This is a genomic window from Cyanobium sp. Copco_Reservoir_LC18 (assembly GCF_009834675.1).
Taxonomy (GTDB): Bacteria; Cyanobacteriota; Cyanobacteriia; order PCC-6307; family Cyanobiaceae; genus Cyanobium; species Cyanobium minutissimum.
The window spans coordinates 125328-143031 of sequence record NZ_ASAC01000010.1 but is presented as its reverse complement, the minus strand read 5'-3'; the positions used below and the strand labels follow the sequence as shown (position 1 = coordinate 143031).

The 17704-nt window shown below is 69.9% G+C and carries 19 protein-coding genes; 12 read left to right on the top strand and 7 right to left on the bottom strand.

The annotated features are described in order from the left end of the window. Positions 1–218: 218 nt before the first annotated feature. The 3 genes from L107_RS04775 to L107_RS04765 are packed head-to-tail and all read left to right on the top strand — an operon-like array spanning position 219 to position 2565. Positions 219–497 carry a DUF2811 domain-containing protein gene (locus L107_RS04775; RefSeq protein WP_159816685.1) on the top strand — a complete coding sequence of 93 codons (279 nt, stop codon included), beginning with the start codon at positions 219–221 and terminating at the stop codon, positions 495–497. Then, positions 494–1936 carry a 3-isopropylmalate dehydratase large subunit gene (leuC, locus tag L107_RS04770; RefSeq protein ID WP_159816684.1) on the top strand — a complete coding sequence of 481 codons (1443 nt, stop codon included), beginning with the start codon at positions 494–496 and terminating at the stop codon, positions 1934–1936. Before L107_RS04775 ends, leuC begins: the two co-directional genes overlap by 4 nt. Then, positions 1933–2565, top strand: a complete 633-nt coding sequence (locus tag L107_RS04765; RefSeq protein WP_159816683.1) for a 3-isopropylmalate dehydratase small subunit 2 — start codon at positions 1933–1935, stop codon at positions 2563–2565. Before leuC ends, L107_RS04765 begins: the two co-directional genes overlap by 4 nt. On the opposite strand, the gene L107_RS04760 is transcribed toward L107_RS04765, so the two are convergent. Then, entirely contained in the window at positions 2562–5759 is a 3198-nt protein-coding gene (locus L107_RS04760) for a DUF3769 domain-containing protein (RefSeq protein ID WP_236550514.1), read from the bottom strand. The two genes, L107_RS04765 and L107_RS04760, sit on opposite strands and share 4 nt — an antisense overlap. A 119-nt stretch (positions 5760–5878) precedes the next feature. Further along, positions 5879–5998, bottom strand: a complete 120-nt coding sequence (locus L107_RS04755) for a photosystem II reaction center protein I (protein WP_015109632.1) — start codon at positions 5996–5998, stop codon at positions 5879–5881. A 162-nt stretch (positions 5999–6160) separates the two neighbouring features. Between L107_RS04755 and L107_RS04750 the strand changes: the two genes are divergently transcribed. Further along, positions 6161–9226 (top strand): alpha-mannosidase, encoded by a 3066-nt coding sequence (locus L107_RS04750; protein ID WP_159816681.1) that lies wholly within the window; start codon positions 6161–6163, stop codon positions 9224–9226. Here L107_RS04750 and psbN read toward each other — a convergent pair. Next, complete coding sequence (gene psbN / locus L107_RS04745; RefSeq protein ID WP_159816680.1) at positions 9214–9363, bottom strand: photosystem II reaction center protein PsbN; 150 nt, start codon at positions 9361–9363, stop codon at positions 9214–9216. The genes L107_RS04750 and psbN overlap by 13 nt on opposite strands. A gap of 102 nt (positions 9364–9465) precedes the next feature. Between psbN and psbH the strand changes: the two genes are divergently transcribed. The 4 genes from psbH to L107_RS04725 are packed head-to-tail and all read left to right on the top strand — an operon-like array spanning position 9466 to position 10919. Then, positions 9466–9666: a photosystem II reaction center phosphoprotein PsbH gene (psbH, locus tag L107_RS04740; RefSeq protein WP_015109629.1), complete on the top strand. Its 201-nt coding sequence runs from the start codon at positions 9466–9468 to the stop codon at positions 9664–9666. Between the two features lie 19 nt (positions 9667–9685). Further along, positions 9686–10021 (top strand): TatA/E family twin arginine-targeting protein translocase, encoded by a 336-nt coding sequence (locus tag L107_RS04735; RefSeq protein WP_159816679.1) that lies wholly within the window; start codon positions 9686–9688, stop codon positions 10019–10021. 13 nt (positions 10022–10034) lie between these two features. Further along, positions 10035–10643 carry an aminoacyl-tRNA hydrolase gene (pth, locus tag L107_RS04730; RefSeq protein WP_159816678.1) on the top strand — a complete coding sequence of 203 codons (609 nt, stop codon included), beginning with the start codon at positions 10035–10037 and terminating at the stop codon, positions 10641–10643. An 18-nt stretch (positions 10644–10661) separates the two neighbouring features. Next, positions 10662–10919, top strand: coding sequence for a DUF3146 family protein (locus L107_RS04725; protein WP_015109626.1), 258 nt, complete (start codon positions 10662–10664; stop codon positions 10917–10919). Here L107_RS04725 and L107_RS04720 read toward each other — a convergent pair. The 4 genes from L107_RS04720 to rph all read right to left on the bottom strand — a co-directional run bounded on the left by L107_RS04720 (position 10897) and on the right by rph (position 14188). After that, a complete protein-coding gene (locus tag L107_RS04720) occupies positions 10897–11337 on the bottom strand; it encodes a resolvase (protein WP_236550513.1) in 441 nt (146 codons plus the stop codon). The genes L107_RS04725 and L107_RS04720 overlap by 23 nt on opposite strands. Further along, positions 11334–12581, bottom strand: a complete 1248-nt coding sequence (locus L107_RS04715) for a DUF3084 domain-containing protein (protein WP_159816677.1) — start codon at positions 12579–12581, stop codon at positions 11334–11336. The genes L107_RS04720 and L107_RS04715 overlap by 4 nt, the downstream gene beginning before the upstream one ends. 46 nt (positions 12582–12627) lie before the next feature. Then, positions 12628–13293 (bottom strand): global nitrogen regulator NtcA, encoded by a 666-nt coding sequence (gene ntcA, locus L107_RS04710; RefSeq protein WP_199310783.1) that lies wholly within the window; start codon positions 13291–13293, stop codon positions 12628–12630. A 142-nt stretch (positions 13294–13435) separates the two neighbouring features. Beyond that, positions 13436–14188, bottom strand: coding sequence for a ribonuclease PH (rph, locus tag L107_RS04705; protein WP_255451603.1), 753 nt, complete (start codon positions 14186–14188; stop codon positions 13436–13438). 164 nt (positions 14189–14352) lie between these two features. On the opposite strand from rph, the gene L107_RS04700 reads away from it, so the two are divergent. The 4 genes from L107_RS04700 (at position 14353) to L107_RS17025 (ending at position 17564) form a co-directional block, all read left to right on the top strand. After that, positions 14353–14952 carry a cob(I)yrinic acid a,c-diamide adenosyltransferase gene (locus L107_RS04700; RefSeq protein WP_159816674.1) on the top strand — a complete coding sequence of 200 codons (600 nt, stop codon included), beginning with the start codon at positions 14353–14355 and terminating at the stop codon, positions 14950–14952. 4 nt (positions 14953–14956) lie between these two features. Next, positions 14957–15550: a dCTP deaminase gene (gene dcd, locus L107_RS04695; protein ID WP_159816673.1), complete on the top strand. Its 594-nt coding sequence runs from the start codon at positions 14957–14959 to the stop codon at positions 15548–15550. A gap of 310 nt (positions 15551–15860) precedes the next feature. Beyond that, positions 15861–16100, top strand: a complete 240-nt coding sequence (locus L107_RS04690; protein ID WP_159816672.1) for a hypothetical protein — start codon at positions 15861–15863, stop codon at positions 16098–16100. Positions 16101–16676: 576 nt separating this feature from the next. Next, on the top strand, positions 16677–17564 hold the full coding sequence (locus L107_RS17025) for an HNH endonuclease signature motif containing protein (RefSeq protein WP_370515384.1): 888 nt from the start codon (positions 16677–16679) through the stop codon (positions 17562–17564). The last annotated feature ends 140 nt before the right edge of the window (positions 17565–17704 follow it).

Sequence of the window (17704 nt, the reverse complement as noted above, 5' to 3'; positions counted from 1 at the left end):
CCGGAGGGGTCCTGGCTCCCGGCTGCGGGAAAGGCCTCCCCCCCTTGACCACGTCCCCCGGCGGGTACCGCCGCGGCGGCCACCCCCGGGCGGCGGCCGGGAAGCCGCCCCGCGCCGGGATTCTCAGCGGCGGTCCCTTGGGACCGGCCCGGTGGGGGTCGCTTTGACGCGGGGGGTGGCCCCATGGCCTGATGGGGGGGACCGATGACCAGCGCCGCATGAGCCAGATTCCCGACCACGCTCCCCGCACCGTGAGCATCGAGAACCAGATGCCGGAGGACCTGTTCGAGGCGATGCGGGAGTTCATCCGGGTGCATCCCCAGTGGGACCAGTACCGGCTCATGCAGGCCGCCCTGGCCGGGTTCCTGGTCCAGCACGGCAGCCACGACCGCGCCGTGGCCCGCCACTACCTCAACGGCCTGTTCCGCCGGGAGCCCGCACCAGCGGAACACCCTCCTTCTAGGGTGGTTTCGGACCGTCTTGATCCTTCCTCTTGAGCGCCGGCACCCTCTACGACAAGGTCTGGGAGCTGCACCGCGTCGCCGATCTTCCGGGCGGTGCCACCCAGCTGTTCATCGGGCTGCACCTGATCCACGAGGTCACCAGTCCCCAGGCGTTCGCCGCCCTCGACGATCTGGGCCTGTCGGTGCGCCATCCCGAGCGCACGGTCGCCACGGTCGACCACATCGTGCCCACCACCTCCCAGGCCCGGCCCTTCGCCGACCCCCTGGCCGAGGAGATGCTCGCCACCCTGGAGGCCAACTGCGCCCGGCACGGCATCACCCTCCACGGCCTCGGCAGCGGCCGCCAGGGGATCGTGCATGTGATCGCCCCGGAGCTGGGGCTCACCCAGCCCGGCATGACCGTGGCCTGCGGCGATTCCCACACCTCCACCCACGGCGCCTTCGGGGCCATCGCCTTCGGCATCGGCACCAGCCAGGTGCGTGACGTGCTCGCCAGCCAGAGCCTGGCGATGGGCAAGCTCAAGGTGCGCCGGATCCAGGTGGAGGGGACCCTGCATAGCGGTGTCTACGCCAAGGATCTGGTGCTGCACGTGATCCGCACCCTGGGGGTGAAGGGCGGCGTGGGCTACGCCTACGAGTTCGCCGGCCCGGCCATCGAGGCCCTCTCGATGGAGGAGCGGATGACGCTCTGCAACATGGCCATCGAGGGCGGGGCGCGCTGCGGCTACGTCAACCCCGACGCCGTCACCTTCGCCTATCTCAAGGGGCGGCCCCACGCCCCCGCCGGCGAGGCCTGGGAGCGGGCCGTCGCCTGGTGGAGCGCCCTGGCCTCCGGTCCCGACGCCGTCTTCGACGACGAGGTGGTGTTCGATGCGGCCACGATCGCGCCCACCGTCACCTGGGGCATCACGCCGGGGCAGGCCATCGGCGTCGACGAGGCCGTGCCCACCCTCGAGCAGACCGACAGCGACGAGCGGCCGATCGCCGAGGAGGCCTACCGCTACATGGATCTCCGCCCCGGGGCGCCGATCGAGGGGCTGCCGGTGGATGTCTGCTTCATCGGCAGCTGCACCAACGGCCGCCTCAGCGACCTGCGGGCCGCCGCCGCCGTCGCCCGCGGCCGGCAGGTGGCGGCGGGCATCAAGGCCTTCGTGGTGCCGGGCAGTGAGCAGGGGGCGGCCGCCGCCGAGGCGGAGGGTCTCGATGCGGTGTTCCGTGAGGCGGGCTTCGAATGGCGCGAGCCGGGCTGCTCGATGTGCCTGGCCATGAACCCCGACCGCCTGGAGGGGCGCCAGATCAGCGCCAGTTCCAGCAATCGCAACTTCAAGGGGCGCCAGGGTTCCGCCACCGGCCGCACCCTGCTGATGAGCCCGGCCATGGTGGCCGCGGCGGCGGTGAGCGGCCACGTGGCCGACGTGCGCCGCCTGATCGCCACCCCGTCCTCCCCAGAGCCCGCCGCCACCCCAGCATGAGCGCCACCCCCTTCCCGGCCGGACCGATCCAGCGGTGCCAGGGCCGCGCCGTCGTCGTGCCCGGGGACGACATCGACACCGACCGGATCATTCCGGCCCGCTATCTCAAGTGCGTCACCTTCGACGGGCTGGCCGAGGGGGTCTTCGCCGATGACCGCCGCGAGCGGGCCGGCGACCACCCCTTCGACCGGGCCGACAACCAGGGCGCCGCGATCCTGGTGGTGAACCGCAATTTCGGCTGCGGCTCCAGCCGGGAGCACGCCCCCCAGGCGCTGATGCGCTGGGGCATCCGGGCGGTGATCGGCGAGAGCTTCGCCGAGATCTTCTTCGGCAACTGCCTGGCCCTGGGCATCCCCTGCCTCACGGCCGACCACGCCACGGTGCTGGCCCTCCAGGCCGCCGTCGCCGCCCATCCTGGCGCCGGGCTGCAGCTGGATCTCGAGCCGCCCCGGGTGGTGCTGGAGGCCGATGGCGAGCCTCTGGAGTGGCCCCTGGAGCTGGCGCCCGGCCCCCGCCGCATGCTGACGAGCGGCGAGTGGAACGGCACCGCCCAGCTGGTGGCCCACGACGCCGAGCTGCGGGCCACCGCCGGCCGGCTCCCCTATCTGGCCGGCTTCGCCACCGCCTAGAAGGGGCGCTGCAGGACCCCCTGGGTGGGGTGGTAGGGGATGAAGGGCGTGCCGGGGCCGTTGAAGTTGAAGTCGTTGAGCCGCACGCGGATGCCGCCCAGGCCGTCGTAGGGGCTGTAGTACACGCCGATCTCGTAGGAGCGCCGCTGCCAGCGCAGCTCCAGGTAGGAACCGGTGACGTCGCCGTAGAAGCCGGAACTGGGGTCGACGTTGAAGCCGATGCCGCCGCTGAAGACCAGCGGCCCCACGATCTGCTGCGACAGGCCGATGCCGACCGTGCCCAGGTCGACGGCCCGGTCGAAGTTCAGCGGGCTCTGGCCCTGCCGCAGGGTGATGCCGCCGGTGATGGTCAGCTGGGTGTAGTCGAAGAACGGTTTCTCGAACCGGCCCAGGGTGAGGGTGGGCCCCCCGGAGAGCCCGATCGTGTTCTGGTTGGTGCCGTCACTGAAGTAGGCGGCCACCCCGAGCAGGTTGGCGTTGAAGCGCAGGCCCGGAACGATGGGCACCGGGGTGTTGGCCAGCGAGACCACGGGCGGACTGGTGGTGGGCTTGGCGGTCCAGATCGGCAACGAGAAGTTCATCGAACCGATGGCGTTGGCGCGCCACAGCTGCAGCAGATCGGTGCCGGTGGTGGGGTTGGCCTGGAAGTTGCCCACCCCCATGCGCCAGTAGTAGCTGCGGGAGATCGACCCCCAGCTGGGCAGGCTGCCCTGCTGCTCCAGCGAGACGCCATAGGCGGAGTAGACGTCCTGTTCGCCCAGGGAGCCGTTCCAGGTGCGGAAGCGGTAGGCCCCGAACAGGCGGAAGGTGCTGAAGCCCAGCACCGGCACCTTCACCAGCCGGGAGAGGTCGCCGAAGCTGCGGGTGCCGTTGGCGAAGTTGTCGGGATTGAAGGTGGAGATGGAGAGGCGGGCATCGGCGTTGAAGCCGAACACCGGTCCGGTGAGACGGGCGTCGAAGCCGAGGTAGTCGCCGGTCTTGGCCGGCTGCTCGACGATGTTGGTGGAGCCCGGTGGGGATCCCGGCAGGGGGTAGGCGTCGGTGTTGCCGGTGTAGAGGCGCTGGACCATCACCTGCGGCTGCAGGTTGAGGAGACCCTTCTCGCCGATCCTGACCGGGATGTTGTAGCCGAGGAAGAAGCCGTCCCGGTCCTCGCGGTCGTTACCGATCACCAGGGGATTGCTCACCTCCTCCTCCTTCTGGATGCGGCGCTGGCGCACCACCCGGATCGGCAGGCGATCCTCCAGGCGCAGGGTGTTGCGGCGCGCCCTGACCAGGGTGTCGCCGTTGGGCAGCAGGGTGATGACCACCTTCTCCGAATCCATCCACGACTGGGCCGGCGTGAAGGGGTCGTTGGTGAAGCCCACCCGATCGCCCGAGAGGGTGTTGGGGGTGATCTTGAGGCGGCGGGCCTGGATGCGCCAGCGGCTCACGGTGCCCTTGATCAGCTCCTGGTTGCCTTGGGTGGTCTGGTCCCTGAGCTGCTCCGGCCGCGTCGTTCCGAAATCGTTGGCGACCTCCGGCGTGGTGAACTCCCGCGGGAAGCCGAAGCGCCGCTCCGCCTTGAGGCTGCGCTCGAAGGTCACGTTCTCGACCCGCTGGGGGATCCGGGCGATGGCCTCGCGGCGCAGCCGTTCCTGGTGCCGGGCGTTGCGCCACACCCCGCCCTTGTCCTCCGGCGGTTTGACGGGGGGCGTCGGGGCCGGCTGGCCGCTGGTGCCGGTCCAGCCCGGCCCCATCGTCACCTGCTCAAGCTGCTGGGCCAGCCCATCGGGCTGCTCGCTGGCCAGGGGCGGGGCGTCCGGGCACCCCTGGGCGGGGGGCACGGGCATCGGCTGGCTGGCGGGTTTGTCGGTGCCGAAGCGGTAGCGCAGGCCCACCAGGTAGGCGTTGCTGCCTTCGCTGACGCCGCTGAAGGTGCCGTAGGCGCCGGAGCGGTGGTGGATGCGGCCGACGGCCGACCAGCGGGGCGTGACCAGGGCCTCCACCTCGAAGGCCAGATAGTTGAGCAGGCGCGCCGAGTTCTGGCGGAAGGTCTGCTCGTAGTTGCTCTTGGCGGTGAGAACGCTCAGGCCCTCCACGAAGTAGACGTTGAGCCAGGGCCGCAGCCACAGGCGAAGCCCCAGACCGGCGGTGAACTCGCCGAAAGCCTGGGCGGGGGTGTCGGAGAAGGGGATCGCCTGGTTGAAGCCACCGCCCGGCTGGGCGCTGGCCCGGTGCCCCAGCAGGTTGGCATCGAACTCCAGCGACAGGGGCCCGGCCTGGAAGAAGCGGCGCTGCAGGCCGATGCCGCCGAGGTATTCGGGCCGGAAGCGGCCGCTGAAGGTGAAGGTGTCGCCGAATTCACCGGCGTACATCTGGCCGGCCCAGGCGGTGACGGCCCAGGGGTAGGGATGCCACGTGGGCACGGCCGGGTAGACGGGCGTGCAGCTGATCGGCTCCGGCGGCGGCAGGGGCTGGGAGGCCTCGGCCTCGAGGTCGAAGTCCTCCTTGGTGGAGTCCAGGTCGATGACGCCGTAGACGTCGTCGATCTCCCCCACCCCCTCCAGCAGGGCATAGCGGAGGCGGCTGCCCTGCAGGTACTGCTGGCCGCGCTGGAAGCGGACGTTGCCCACCGCGTAGAGGGTGCGGGTGGTGGCCTCGAACTCCAGCCGGTCGGCCAGCAGGCGGCCGCCGGCGAGGCGGGCCATGACGCTGCCGGTGGCGACGAAGCGCTGCAGCTGGCCGTCGTAACCCTGTTGGTTGGCGGTGAGCTCCAGCTCCAGGGGCATGGCGTCGCCGGCCGGAGCGGCTTCCAGGCCCGGGGCCGGCGCGGCGGCGGCGGCGGGGTTAGCCGGTGGGAGTTCCGGTGCGGGCTGGGGCTGGGGCGTGACCGCCAGGGGCCGACGCCTCGGGGCCGGGGGCTGAAGGGTGGGTGCCGGATCGGCCGGGGGCTCAACGCCGGCCTGGGGATCGGCGGCAGGCGCGGCCTGGGGCTCGTCGTCGAAGGGATCCGGGGTGGAAGCGGTGCCGGGGGCGGCTGCCGGCGGCGAAGGGAGCTGGGCCTGGGCGGCCCGCAGCCTGGAGGGTGTGTCCGGCCGTGCCTGGGCCGGTGCGGCCGTCAGGGTCAGCCCAGCGGAGATGCCCAGCCACAGGACCAGCCCGGGGGTCAGGCCTGCAGGGGCCTGGCGACGTCCCGAGCGGGGATGGAGCACCACAGGCAGCGCATGAGCGGCAAGAACGCGGCCGATCCTGCCATGGGAGTTCGGGGGCGTCCCCCCGCGGCGGTCCGGTTTCCGGACGGGTGGCGGGGTGGTGCCGCCGCCGAAGGGGATCAGTCCTCCAGGTCCTTGCGGCTGGGGGAGCGGGTGGGATCGCTGGCCAGGAAGCCGAAGACGAAGATCCCGATGAAGAAGAAGACGACGGAGTAAACCGAGATCTTGAGAGCGAGCATGGTCTGTCCGGCGGGTGACAGGGAGTGACAGGCGCCGGTACGGGTCTCGATGACCCCTCGGCAGCCGCATCATCTTATGGGTGGTGGTTGGCCATCCAGGCTGTCCGATGCCGTTTGGCGGGGGCAACCGGCTCCGATTGAAACGTTTCGGTCACGTTCCCCATGCCCCGGCCCCTGGATCTCCAACCCCTCTGGCAGGCCGACCGGCCCGGGGGCGGAAGCGGTCCGGCGCTGGGGAGGGAGTGGGGGCTGCGGCATCGCCCCGACTGGGCGGCCCGGGGACTGATCATCTGGCCGCGGGGCGGCCAGGGGTGCCGTCTGCGCCTGCACTGCCCGTGCCCAGGGGCCTGGGCCCCCCTGGCGGCGGAGGCCCGGGCGCGACTGGCGCTGCGCTGGTGGGCCGACAGCGCCGAGCTGTGGGTGGACGGCGAGCGCATCCACAGCGGCGATCTGTTCGACACCGCCTGCCGCTGGCCCCTGCCCGAGCGCTGGTGGCGGGGGGAGGCCCTGGATCTGGAGCTGCGGCTGCGCAGCCCCCTGCACGACGACGGCGCCCTGATCAGCAGCCGCATCGAGCTGGAGCCGCTGGATCCGGCCGACCCCCTCGGCCTGCTGGAGGCGACCGCCACCGAGCTGCAGGAGCTGCGCCGCGGGCACCGGCACGACGGGGCGCCGGGGGAGGGGGCGGTCCAGGTGCTGGGCCACGCCCACCTCGATCTGGCCTGGCTGTGGCCGGTGGCCGACACCTGGCAGGCGGCGGAGCGCACCTTCGCCTCGGCCCTCGATCTGATGGAGCGCTTCGACACGCTCCACTTCGGCCACTCGACGCCGGCGCTCTATGCCTGGCTGGAGCGGCACCGGCCGGCCCTGTTCGAGCGGGTCCGCCGGGCCATGCGGGAGGGTCGCTTCGAGCCGCTCAACGGTCCGTGGGTGGAGAGCGACTGCGTGCTGCTCTCCACCACCTCGCTGCTGCGCCAGTTCCAGGAGGGCCAGGCCTACAGCCTGCGCACGTTCCCGGAGTGGAACCACCGGCTGGCCTGGCTGCCGGACAGCTTCGGCTTCGCCGCCGGCCTGCCGGCGCTGGCGGCCGCCACCGGGGTGCGCTGGTTCTGCACCCACAAGCTGGCCTGGAACGCCACCAACCCCTTCCCCCACCGGCTGTTCCGCTGGCGCAGCCGCTGCGGCGCCGAGGTGCTGGCGCTGATGACGGCGCCGATCGGCACCGACGGCGATCCGGTGGCGATGGAGCGCTACCGGCTGCAGTGGCAGCACGCCAGCGGCTGCGCCGACGCCCTCTGGCTGCCGGGGGTCGGCGACCACGGCGGCGGGCCGACCGCCGAGATGCTGGAGCAGCTGGCGCTCTGGCAGGCCCAGCCGGTGGCGGCCCGCCAGCGCCACGGCACCCTGCGCTCCTACCTGGAGCCCCTGGAGTCGCTGGCGGGGCAGCTGCCGGTGTGGCGCGACGAGCTCTACCTGGAGCTGCACCGCGGCTGCCCCACCAGCCGGCCGGACCAGAAGCGCCACAACCGCAGCCTGGAGCGGCTGCTGCGGGAGGCGGATCTGGCCGCGGCGCTGTTCGGCCGGCCGGCACCGGCCGCCACCGAGGACTGGCGCACCCTGCTGTTCCAGCAGTTCCACGACATCCTGCCGGGCACCGCCATCCCGGAGGTGTTCGAGCAGGCCGAGCCCCAGTGGCGCGGCGCCCGCCGCCGGGCCGCCCGCCGGCGCGACCGGGTCCTGCGGCGGGGGCTCGCGGCAACGGCGACCGGCGCCGCAACCGCCGGGTCTCCCGCGAGCACGGCTGAGTCCTGGTGCGTTGTGCAGCTGCAGCCGCTGCCGGCCCGGCCCCGCACCCTGCGGCTGCCGGCCGGCGACTGGTGGCTGGCGGCGGTGGACGGCGAACGGCGCCTGGCCGGCCAGCCGGCCCCCGGGGGCGGCCAGTGGCTGCAGATTCCCGGCCTCGAGGGGGTGGGGGTGCGGCACCTGCGGCGGCACCCGGCGTCCGCCGGCGGCGGCGGCGCCGCGGCGGCCGGGGCGGTGGCGGCGCCCGTGGAGGGGGCGGTGCGGCTGGAGCGGGCCACCGGCGGCGGGCCGGACCGCTGGCGGCTGGGCAACGGTCTGGTGTCGGCGCTGATCGGTCCGGCGGGGGTGGAGCAGCTCTTCGATGGGGCCGGCACGCCCCAGCTGGCGGGGCCGCTGGCCTGGTGCCGCTGGCGCGACCGGGGCGAGTTCTGGGATGCCTGGGATCTGGCCGCCGACTACCGCGACCATCCGCTGGCCTGGAGCTGGCAGGGGCTGCCGCAGTGGCTGGAGACGGGGCCGCTCTGCGCCCGGTTCGTCTGGCGCGGGCGCTGCGGCGAGAGCCCGGTGCGCCTGGACGGCCGCCTGCTGGCGGGCAGCCCCTGGCTGGAGCTGGTGCTGGGCACCCAGTGGAAGCAGCGCCACGAGCTGCTGCGGCTGGAGATTCCCCTGGCCGATCCGGCCTGCCGCTGGGCGGCCGACACCGCCGGCGGGGTGATCGAGCGGCCGGCCACGGCCCGCACCGCCCGGGAGCGGGCCCGCTGGGAGGTGGGCGCCGTCAGCTGGATGGCCGCGGTGGGCCCGGGCCGCGGCGACGGGCTGGCGGTGCTGCTGGATGGCCCCCAGGGGGTGTCGGCGACGGCGGAGCGCCTGGGGGTGTCGCTGCTGCGGGCGCCCACCTGGCCCGATCCCGGCGCCGACAACGGCTGGCAGCGGCAGCGGCTGGCCCTTCTGCCCTGCCCCGGCGGCTGGCGGGCGGCCGCGGCGCCCCAGCAGGCCACCCGGCTGCGGGAGCCCCTCTGGTGCCGGCCGATGGAGCCGTCCGCCGGAGCAGGCGCCGAGGCGGGGGGCGCGGCCGACAGGCTGTTCCCGTGCCTCGGCGAGGACCTGCAGCTGGTGGCCCTGCGGCCCCTGCCGGCGGACGACGGCGCGGATGCCGACGGCGCGGCGATGGACGCGGAACCGGAATCGGGCGCCGTGCTCCTCAGCGTCCAGAACCTGGGGCCCTGCCGGCGGCGCTTCTCAGCCGGACCGGACTGGACCGTTCTCGGGCCCTGTGATGCCATGGGCCAACCCCAGGGGGCCGGCGAGGGGAGTCGGCACCCGGTTGCTCAGGGGCCGGAGCCGCTGGCCCTGGCCCCCTGGCAGCTGGGGCACTGGCGGCTGCGGCGGGCGCCGGCGGGGAGCGCGGCGGCTCAGTCGTCGTGATCGTCGAAGGGATCGGTGAGGCCCTTGGACGGCGGGCCGAAGGCGGTGTACACCCCGAAACCGGTGAGGGCCAGCAGCACGGCGAGGACCGCGAGGGCCACCGAGAGGGCGGGGGAGGTGCTGGCGGCGGGTTCCATGGAGGGGGCTTGCGTCACAACTCTCGACAGCCCAACTCGGTGCGGCCGGCAAGACCCTTACAGTAAGCACCGCGATTCCGTGCCCGAGAGGTCCGAGCTGCCATGGCCCAACGCACCCGTCTGGGAAACCTGCTGCGCCCCCTGAACTCCGAGTACGGAAAGGTGGTGCCCGGCTGGGGCACCACCCCCGTGATGGGCGTGTTCATGCTGCTCTTCCTGGTGTTCCTGCTGGTGATCCTGCAGCTGTACAACAAGTCCCTGCTGCTCGAGGGCATCAACGTCAACTGGAACGGCGTCGGCTGATTCCTCTCGCCCCCTGTCCATGAACATCTTCGGCATCGGTCTGCCCGAGATGGCGGTGATCGCCGCCATCGGGCTGCTGGTCTTCGGACCCAAGCGGCTGCCCGAGCTCGGCAAGACCCTGGGGCGCACCCTGCGCGGCTTCCAGTCGGCGTCGCAGGAATTCGAGAAGGAGTTCCGCACGGCGGTGGGCACTGAGCAGCCGACTGGGCAGCCGATCGACATCTCCGGCCCCCCAGCCGCGATCACGCCGGCCGCCGAAGCTCCTGCCGTCGAAACGCCTGTCGTCGCGGAGACGGCAGCGCCTGTGGCCCCGGTGGCTGAGGAGGCCGCCCCCTCCAGCGGTCCCTCCAGCTGAGGACGGCCTGCCGTTGGATCTGCAACTGCTGGTGGGCCTGGGCAATCCCGGCCCCCGCTACGCCGACACCCGCCACAACGTCGGCTTCATGGTGCTGGAGCGCCTGGCCCGAGCCGGTGGTGCCAGCTTCCGCAACCAGGGCCGCCTGCACGGTCTGCTGGCCGAGACCGGCCAGGGGGACCGGCGGCTGCGGCTGTTGATGCCCCAGACCTTCATGAACGACAGCGGCCGCTCGATCCGTGCCGCCCTCGACTGGTTCCGGCTCGAGCCCGCCCAGATGCTGGTGCTGGTGGACGACATGGACCTGCCCCTGGGGCGCCTGCGGGTGCGGGCGGCGGGCGGCGCCGGCGGCCACAACGGCCTGCGCAGCACCATCGCCCACCTGGGCAGCGAGTCCTTCGCGCGGCTGCGCATCGGCATCGGCGCGCCGGGCGAGACGCCCGAGGAGCGGCGGGCCCGCACGGTGTCCCATGTGCTGGGCAAGTTCTCCGCCGCCGACCGGCCGGTGCTGGAGACGGTGCTCCAGGAGGTGGAGGCGGGCATCGACCTGATCCGCCGGGTGGGGCTGGAGAAGGCGGCCAACCGTCTGAACAGTTTTCGTGCCGATCCGCCGCCATCCTGAGAGCATCGACAACGTCCCGTGAGCCGCCTTCCCGCCACCACCGCCCAGCTGCGGGTGCTGCGCCAGAGCTTCAGCCCCTGCCTGCTGGAGGGGGAGATCAGCGCCGGCGGCTTCCAGTGGCGCTTCCGCTGGGCCTTCGACCGGGGCGAGCTGCAGGTGGAGCCGTCCCTCGGGCGGGCCCTGATCCAGGACGCCCTGCTGCGCTTTCTGCTCAAGGCCGACTACCAGCTCGAACCGGGCGGCGACTACGTGTTCACGGTGCGGGCGTCGTTCTGATCAGCTCCCGCCCCAGCCGGCGCTCCAGCAGCAGCTGGGCCACCACGTCGTCCCAGTCGCGGGGGGGCTGGCGCAGGCCCAGGGGCAGCAGCCGCCGCCAGCCGCGGGCGGGGTACAGCTGCCAGTAACGGCGCCGGGCCGCCAGGGTGGTGCCGCGCTCATCCACCAGCTCCACCGGCAGCAGGGGCTCCAGGCGCCGCCGCCAGGGGCCGCTGCCGGTGCCGTCGCCGATCACCACGGCGGCGAGGGCCTGCCGGCGGTGCCACTGCTCCAGTCGCTCCCAGGCCACCTCCGGGGGCAGCACCAGCGCCTCGCGGATCTCGCGGCGCCCGGGATCGGTGAGCACCAGGCCGCACTTGCTGCGGCCCGGATCGAGCCCCGCCAGGGGGCCGGGGGCCGCCAGCGGTCCCGCGCTCACGGCCGCACCGGCCGGGTGGCGGCGTCCTTGCGCAGCCAGCGCAGCTCCACGCTGATCGGGTCGGGGGTGTCGGCGTTCTGGAGGGCCACCGCCTCGAGGTTGGCGGTGACGCCGGCGGGGCGCTCGCTGAGGTCCCGGGCCAGGGCATTGAAGCCGGCGGCATCGAACTGGAGCCCGTTGACCAGGGTGCCCTGGCGCTGGGCCTTGGCGAAGGCGGCGGCCAGCAGCAGGTTGAGGCGGCTGCGCACGGCGTCGATCTCGCGCACGTCGGGTTCGAGGGCGGTGCGGGAGAGCACCTCCCCCTGCTCCACCACCTGGCGGTTGGGGCGCAGGTCGGGGAAGGCCAGCACCTGGGCCTCGCCCCGCAGCACGTTGGCGGCCGAGCGGATGCTGACCACCCAGACGCCGGGGGTGGCGAGCAGGGATTCCAGCCGGACGATGTCGCTGCGGGGCACCAGCAGAATCTGGCGGTTGGGGGGCTGGCCGGGGAGCAGCAGCTGGAAGGCGGCCCGGTTGGCCTCCTGCAGCAGGGCATCGATCACCTGCCTGGCCTGGTCGGGGCGCTGCAGCTGCACCTTGGCGGTGGCCAGGGGCTGGCCACTGGCGATCACCACATCGCCGCGGCGCAGGGCGATGACGTTGGTCTCCAGGTCCTTGAGTTCCTTTTCGCCGGCGGCGATGCGACGGCGCACATTGGCCAGCTCGGCCTCGGTGCGGCGGATCTCGGCGTCGCGGCCCCGCACCTCCCGGCTGAGCCGGGCCCGCTCCGCCTCCAGCCGGGCGCGCTCGGCCTGCAGGGGCTGCAGCTCGCGCCGCAGGGTGTCGACGCGGCGCTCGGCGGCCAGCAGCTGGTCACGGGCACGGCGCTGGCTGGCCAGGGCCTGGTCGCGGCGGCGTTCGGCGGTGATCAGGTCGAGGCGGCTGCGCTCCAGTTCGCCCCGGGTGCGGGTCAGTTCCCCCTCATTGCGCTTCAGGGCGGCGCGGCTGTCCCGCAGGCGGTCCTGGATCTGGTCGAGCTCGAACAGCCCCACCCGCAGGCGCTCGCTCACCAGCAGCATCAGCCCCAGCGAGACGGCACTGATCAGGCTGCCGGTGAGCACCGTGATCACCACGGCGGTCTTGCGGGGCCGCAGGTTGAACAGGCTGAGGCGCGCCTTGCCGACGCGGCTGCCCAGTCGGTCGCCGAGGGTGGAGAGCACTCCGCCGAGCACCAGGAGCGCGAGGATCAGCAGCCAACCCGACACCTTCCGAGCCCCGGTTCCGCGATGCACCAAGTATCCCTGGCGGGCGTCAGCTGAACCGCTTGGCCAGGGCGATGGGGTCGAAGACGGTGATCTTCTTGCGGTCGATCTGGACCAGGCCGTCGTTGCGCAGGTCGCCCAGCAGGCGGGTGATGGTGACGCGGGTGGAGCCGATCGCCTCGGCGATGGCCTGGTGGGAGAGGCGCAGGTCGATGGTGATGCCCTCGGTGCCGGGGACGCCGAAGTCGCGGCAGAGGACGAGCAGGAAGCTCACCAGCCGGGAGGACATGTCCCGGTGGGTGAGGGTCTCGATCATGGTCTCGGTCTGGAGGATGCGGGAGGAGAGGCCCTGGAGCAGCAGCAGGCCGACGCTGGCGTCCTGCTCGATGGCGCGCCGCACCGAGGTGGCCGGGGCGGTGACCATCTCGACCCGGGTGAAGGCGATGGCGTGGTAGAAGCGGTCGGAGCGCTGGCCGGTGAGCAGGGACAGGACGCCGAAGAGGCTGTTCTCGCGCAGCAGGGCCACGGTGATCTCCTCGCCCGACTCGTAGACGCGCGAAAGGCGCACGGCGCCGCGCCGCAGCAGGTAGACCCGCTCGGCCGGGTCGCCGGGGAAGAAGATCGTCTTGCCGCGCTCGATGGTCTCGACGCTGCTGCCGGCCAGGCCGCGGATGACGTCCAGCAGGGTGGTGGCCGTGGCGCCGGGGGCGCCCATGGGGGTCACGGAGCCGGGGGATCCGCTGGATGGACTGCTGGGGTAGCGGCTGAAGCCACGCGTAGCGCCGACCATCAAGGCGTGGCGAATGGTGATGAACCTATGGATCGGTCTGGCCGATCCATGTAGCCAATGACACTCTTTAGCCGGTCGTGGTGCCTGGCGCCACAGCCAGGGCCCGGCGCTGGGCCTCCTGCAGGTCCCGCAGGCCCGGTTCGGCCAGATCCAGCAGGGCGTCGAGGCGGGAGCGGGGGAAGGGGGCGCCCTCGGCGGTGCCCTGGATCTCCAGCAGCCGCCCCTGCTCGTCCATCACCACGTTGAGGTCCACCTCGGCGCGGGAATCCTCGGAGTAATCGAGATCCAGCAGGGCCACACCGTCCACGAGCCCCACCGACACGGCCGACACCTGCTGGCGCAGGGGCGAGGCGGCCAGCACCCCCTGCTGCTGCAGGCGTTCCAGGGCGGCGGCCAGGGCGATCCAGGCGCCGGTGATCGAGGCGGTGCGGGTGCCGGCGTCGGCCTGGAGCACGTCGCAGTCGACCAGCAGGGTGCGCTCGCCGAGGGCCTCCAGATCGAGGGCGGCCCGCAGGCTGCGGCCGATGAGGCGCTGGATCTCCTGGGTGCGGCCGGAGAGCTTCATCAGCTCGCGGCCCTGGCGGCTTGGGGTGGAGGCCGGCAGCAGGCGGTATTCGGCGCTGAGCCAGCCGCTGCCGGAACCCCGCCGCCAGCGGGGCACCTCGGGGTCGAGGCAGACGCTGCAGAGCACCCGGGTGCGGCCGGCGGCGAACAGCACCGAGCTGAGGGCGAAGCCCATCGGATCCCAGTCGACGGCCACCGGGCGCAGGGCGTCGGCGGCGCGGCCGTCGTTGCGGGGGGCGTCGGCAGGAGTGGTCACGCGGGCCATCGGCGAAGCCGATCGAGCGTAGGCGGCGCCGGTGGTACGTCTGTTCCCAGCCACTACCGATGGTGTGCCGGGCTGTTCAGGCCCGCTACATTCGGGAGGTGAGGGGTCGGGACGCTGCGTCCGGTCGCTTGCGTCAACGCTTCTGTGGGTTGTCCATGACCGCCAGCCTCATCGACCCCGGCCACCCCCGGCGCACGGCGGCTCCGGCGCGGACCGAGCCGCTGGCCCTGGTGCCACCGCTGCGGCTGGTGAGCCAGCCCGAGGGGCTGCTGCAGATCCACACGGCGCCGTTCCGGGGCAGCTTCGCGGCGGTGTTCAGCCAGGCCCTGCGCAGTGCCGGGCTGGGCAGCCGGGTGCTGGTGAGCCAGTTCCTCAAGGGGGGCGTGGAGCAGGGGCCGGCGGGCAGCCTGCGGCTGTGCGGCCGGCTGGAGTGGCTGCGGCCGGGCACGCCCCACTGCCTCGACGGGCCGCCGGGTTCGCAGGGGCCCGAGGGGGCCACGGCCGAGGAGGCGCTGGAGGCGGTGGCCGAGGTGTGGGAGGTGAGCCGGGAGCGGCTGCTGAAGGGCGATCTGGATCTGCTGGTGCTGGATGAGCTGGGGCTGGCGATCGCCCTGGGCTACCTGGGCGCCGAGGCGGTGATCGAGGCGCTCGAGCAGCGGCCAGCCCATCTGGATGTCATCCTGACGGGCCCCTCGATGCCGGCCAGCCTGATGGCGATGGCCGATCAGGTCACCCAGTTGCGCCGCGGCGGCTGACGCCATGCTCAAGAACGACCACTGGATCAACGAACAGGCTGCGGCCGGAATGCTGGAGCCGTTCCAGCCGACGCTGGTGCGCCACCTGGATCCGGAGGGCCGAACCGGGCCGGTGCTGAGCTTTGGATGCTCGTCCTATGGGTACGACCTGCGGCTGTCGCCGAAGGAGTTCCTGATCTTCCGCCACGTGCCCGGCACGGTGATGAACCCGAAGCGGTTCAACCCGGCGAACCTGGAGCCGGCGCCGATGCACAGCGACGAGGACGGCGATTACTTCATCCTGCCGGCCCATTCCTACGGGCTGGGGGTGGCGCTGGAGAAGATGCGGGTGCCCTCGAACATCACCGTGATCTGCCTGGGCAAGAGCACCTACGCGCGGCTGGGCATCATCGTCAACACCACCCCCGCCGAAGCCGGCTGGGAGGGCCACCTGACGCTGGAATTCAGCAATTCCTCCGGCGCCGACTGCCGCATCTACGCCAGCGAGGGCATCTGCCAGCTGCTGTTTTTCGAGGGCGACCCCTGCGCCACCACCTACAACGACCGCCAGGGCAAGTACCAGCACCAGCCCGAGCGGGTGACGCTGGCGAAGGTTTGAGGGGGGTTTGGAAGGATGGAGCAGTTGGCAGGGGGATGGGACTTCTGTAGCCAAATGGACAGTTGGTTATCGGGTCCGTCTAAGTCGCTTGTCCCGGTCGGCGCCACAGCGCTCAGAGACTGCTGTGGAAGAGCTCTGGGGGAATGGCCTGCGCTGCAGCTTCGGCTTATGCGGCTGGGAGTCTGCCTCATGGGTGGTTATCGGAACCGTCCAATAAACAGTTATGCTTGATTCACCACAACCCATCTCAACGATGACGCCACAATGGGACACGGTTTATGAAGGCCACCTCGGAGATCGGCCCTTAAAAGTGCTGAGCTATTCCGAGGGAGGGCTGAAAGTTATCACATCACAGCCATGCGATGAACCAGGGTCCGTTGAAGTTGATAGCGGTTCAACCCTGATTTTTCCGCCTACTGAGGCAGGCCGAGAGATCCATGTTGAGGGGGAAACACCTCAAGAGCTAGAAGCCAATCTCTTTCAAGATGGATACTTCACCGAAGAAGAAGCAAAGCAAATAATGTCAATGACTAATTTATCCAATATGTAGGTCAAAGCATAGCACTCCCTTCAATATTCTTTAGATATGCCAAACTTTTTTATTCTGCCAAACGATGCAATCATCGACTTAGACCATGTCATCGCGATTGTTCAGGAACCTCTGTTCAATGATATTTCTCAGGTATGCTTCCATATGGCATCAGGTTCAGTTGTTGCATATAAGACTTCAACAAGTGATAATGCTGCAAAGGTAAAGTGGTAAGCCTATCGCCAAATGAGACTGGGAGACACGCATAATGGTGAGATTAGTCAAATAGCATCAGAAGATTAGATTGCCAGGACCACGCTTACAATTGCGCAGAAGACATTTATTCTTGCATTTCTTTGTAACTCCAGCGTGCGACATCTAGCCGTTGGCTACCCCTTGTCATTGGGACATGGAAGGCATAACAATGCCATACACCTGAGCCACCTCCACAACGGCTTTTTCTAAATCACATGCTCTTTGTGGTCAGGTGATGGCAAGCGTTCGAGGTACGATGAAAAACGTGGGTGAACTGGAACCTTGACTGAGGGAGAAGCTCCGAGAGGAGTGGTCTTTTTGCAGGAAGCGTTAGCTGAACGAATGGGCAGGCCTGCTGTCATCAGAGGTGTAAAGGGTAACTCATCACAATGGTATATTTCTGACCCAAGCTTTTCGGTCCTTCAGCGTGGTGCCGGCAGCAATCCAAGGGGATACAGATCAGGCATCTTTGTCGATCGCGATGAGATCAGTTTTCACAACGTGCATTCAAGAACTCCCGCGCTGCTGCTGCGCAAGAATCTTATACAGCAGCCCGAAGCGCTATTGAACGCCTCCGAAAGAACACTTCACTTAAGGAGGTATCATTATCTGCACTTTTCATCCCGCATCATGTGCCGAAGAAGTGGCTCGAAGAAGTGGGCTGACACGGTAAGGGTTATTGAGTCTGCATCATGGAATGAATTCAAAAAGGAGATATCGACTGATCCATGTGCTCTCGTTCGTGACATGTTCCCTGATCTGCCAAGTGCAGGGAAGGTGGGATCTGGCACACCCGTGAGGGGAAGTGACTTCTACCTTCTCCTTGCCGACTACAGAAAGATTGAATATGCAAAAAGCGATGAAGTCTGTGCAAATAGGTCTTCACAAGTTATAGATGCAGCCTGGCACTTATTTGCTTGCCTGTATCCTTGGGACTCGCCAAGAGCTCGCGATGCATCATTACGGCGTGCAATGCTCTCAAAGCCAGGCTTGCTTGACTGTGAATTTAGAAAGATAGTAAATTCTGACCACTCTGAGTGCGATGGCACTGAGGTACAGGCTGCGCACATAGTTCCCCACGCTCGAGGCGGTAGTGACCGATACTGGAATGGAATGTGGCTATGTTCCAAGCATCACCGAATGACAGAGGGACGTGTAGCGGGAAGTCGATCCCGGTCTAATCCAGTGGAGCTAGATGTCCGGCTGATTATCCCGGCAGGCGACCTCTAACGCCGCCATTCACCTGATCCGCCTTCATATTGGTGCTGATAGCCTGGAATAGTGTAATGTCACGCTGTTTGCGGCCAGGTGATGGCCAGCGTTAGGCATGCGCTATGCCTGTTCATTAGAATGAGCAAACTAAGCCATAA

What these genes read in the sequence shown, in the direction of transcription:
- L107_RS04775 (WP_159816685.1), top strand. Translation starts at nt 219, where the DNA reads ATGAGCCAGATTCCCGACCACGCTCCCCGCACCGTGAGCATCGAGAAC.
- L107_RS04765 (WP_159816683.1), top strand. Translation starts at nt 1,933, where the DNA reads ATGAGCGCCACCCCCTTCCCGGCCGGACCGATCCAGCGGTGCCAGGGC.
- L107_RS04755 (WP_015109632.1), bottom strand. Translation starts at nt 5,998, where the DNA reads ATGCTCGCTCTCAAGATCTCGGTTTACTCCGTCGTCTTCTTCTTCATC.
- L107_RS04750 (WP_159816681.1), top strand. Translation starts at nt 6,161, where the DNA reads ATGCCCCGGCCCCTGGATCTCCAACCCCTCTGGCAGGCCGACCGGCCC.
- psbN (WP_159816680.1), bottom strand. Translation starts at nt 9,363, where the DNA reads ATGGAACCCGCCGCCAGCACCTCCCCCGCCCTCTCGGTGGCCCTCGCG.
- psbH (WP_015109629.1), top strand. Translation starts at nt 9,466, where the DNA reads ATGGCCCAACGCACCCGTCTGGGAAACCTGCTGCGCCCCCTGAACTCC.
- L107_RS04735 (WP_159816679.1), top strand. Translation starts at nt 9,686, where the DNA reads ATGAACATCTTCGGCATCGGTCTGCCCGAGATGGCGGTGATCGCCGCC.
- ntcA (WP_199310783.1), bottom strand. Translation starts at nt 13,293, where the DNA reads ATGGGCGCCCCCGGCGCCACGGCCACCACCCTGCTGGACGTCATCCGC.
- L107_RS04700 (WP_159816674.1), top strand. Translation starts at nt 14,353, where the DNA reads ATGACCGCCAGCCTCATCGACCCCGGCCACCCCCGGCGCACGGCGGCT.
- dcd (WP_159816673.1), top strand. Translation starts at nt 14,957, where the DNA reads ATGCTCAAGAACGACCACTGGATCAACGAACAGGCTGCGGCCGGAATG.
- L107_RS17025 (WP_370515384.1), top strand. Translation starts at nt 16,677, where the DNA reads ATGGGCAGGCCTGCTGTCATCAGAGGTGTAAAGGGTAACTCATCACAA.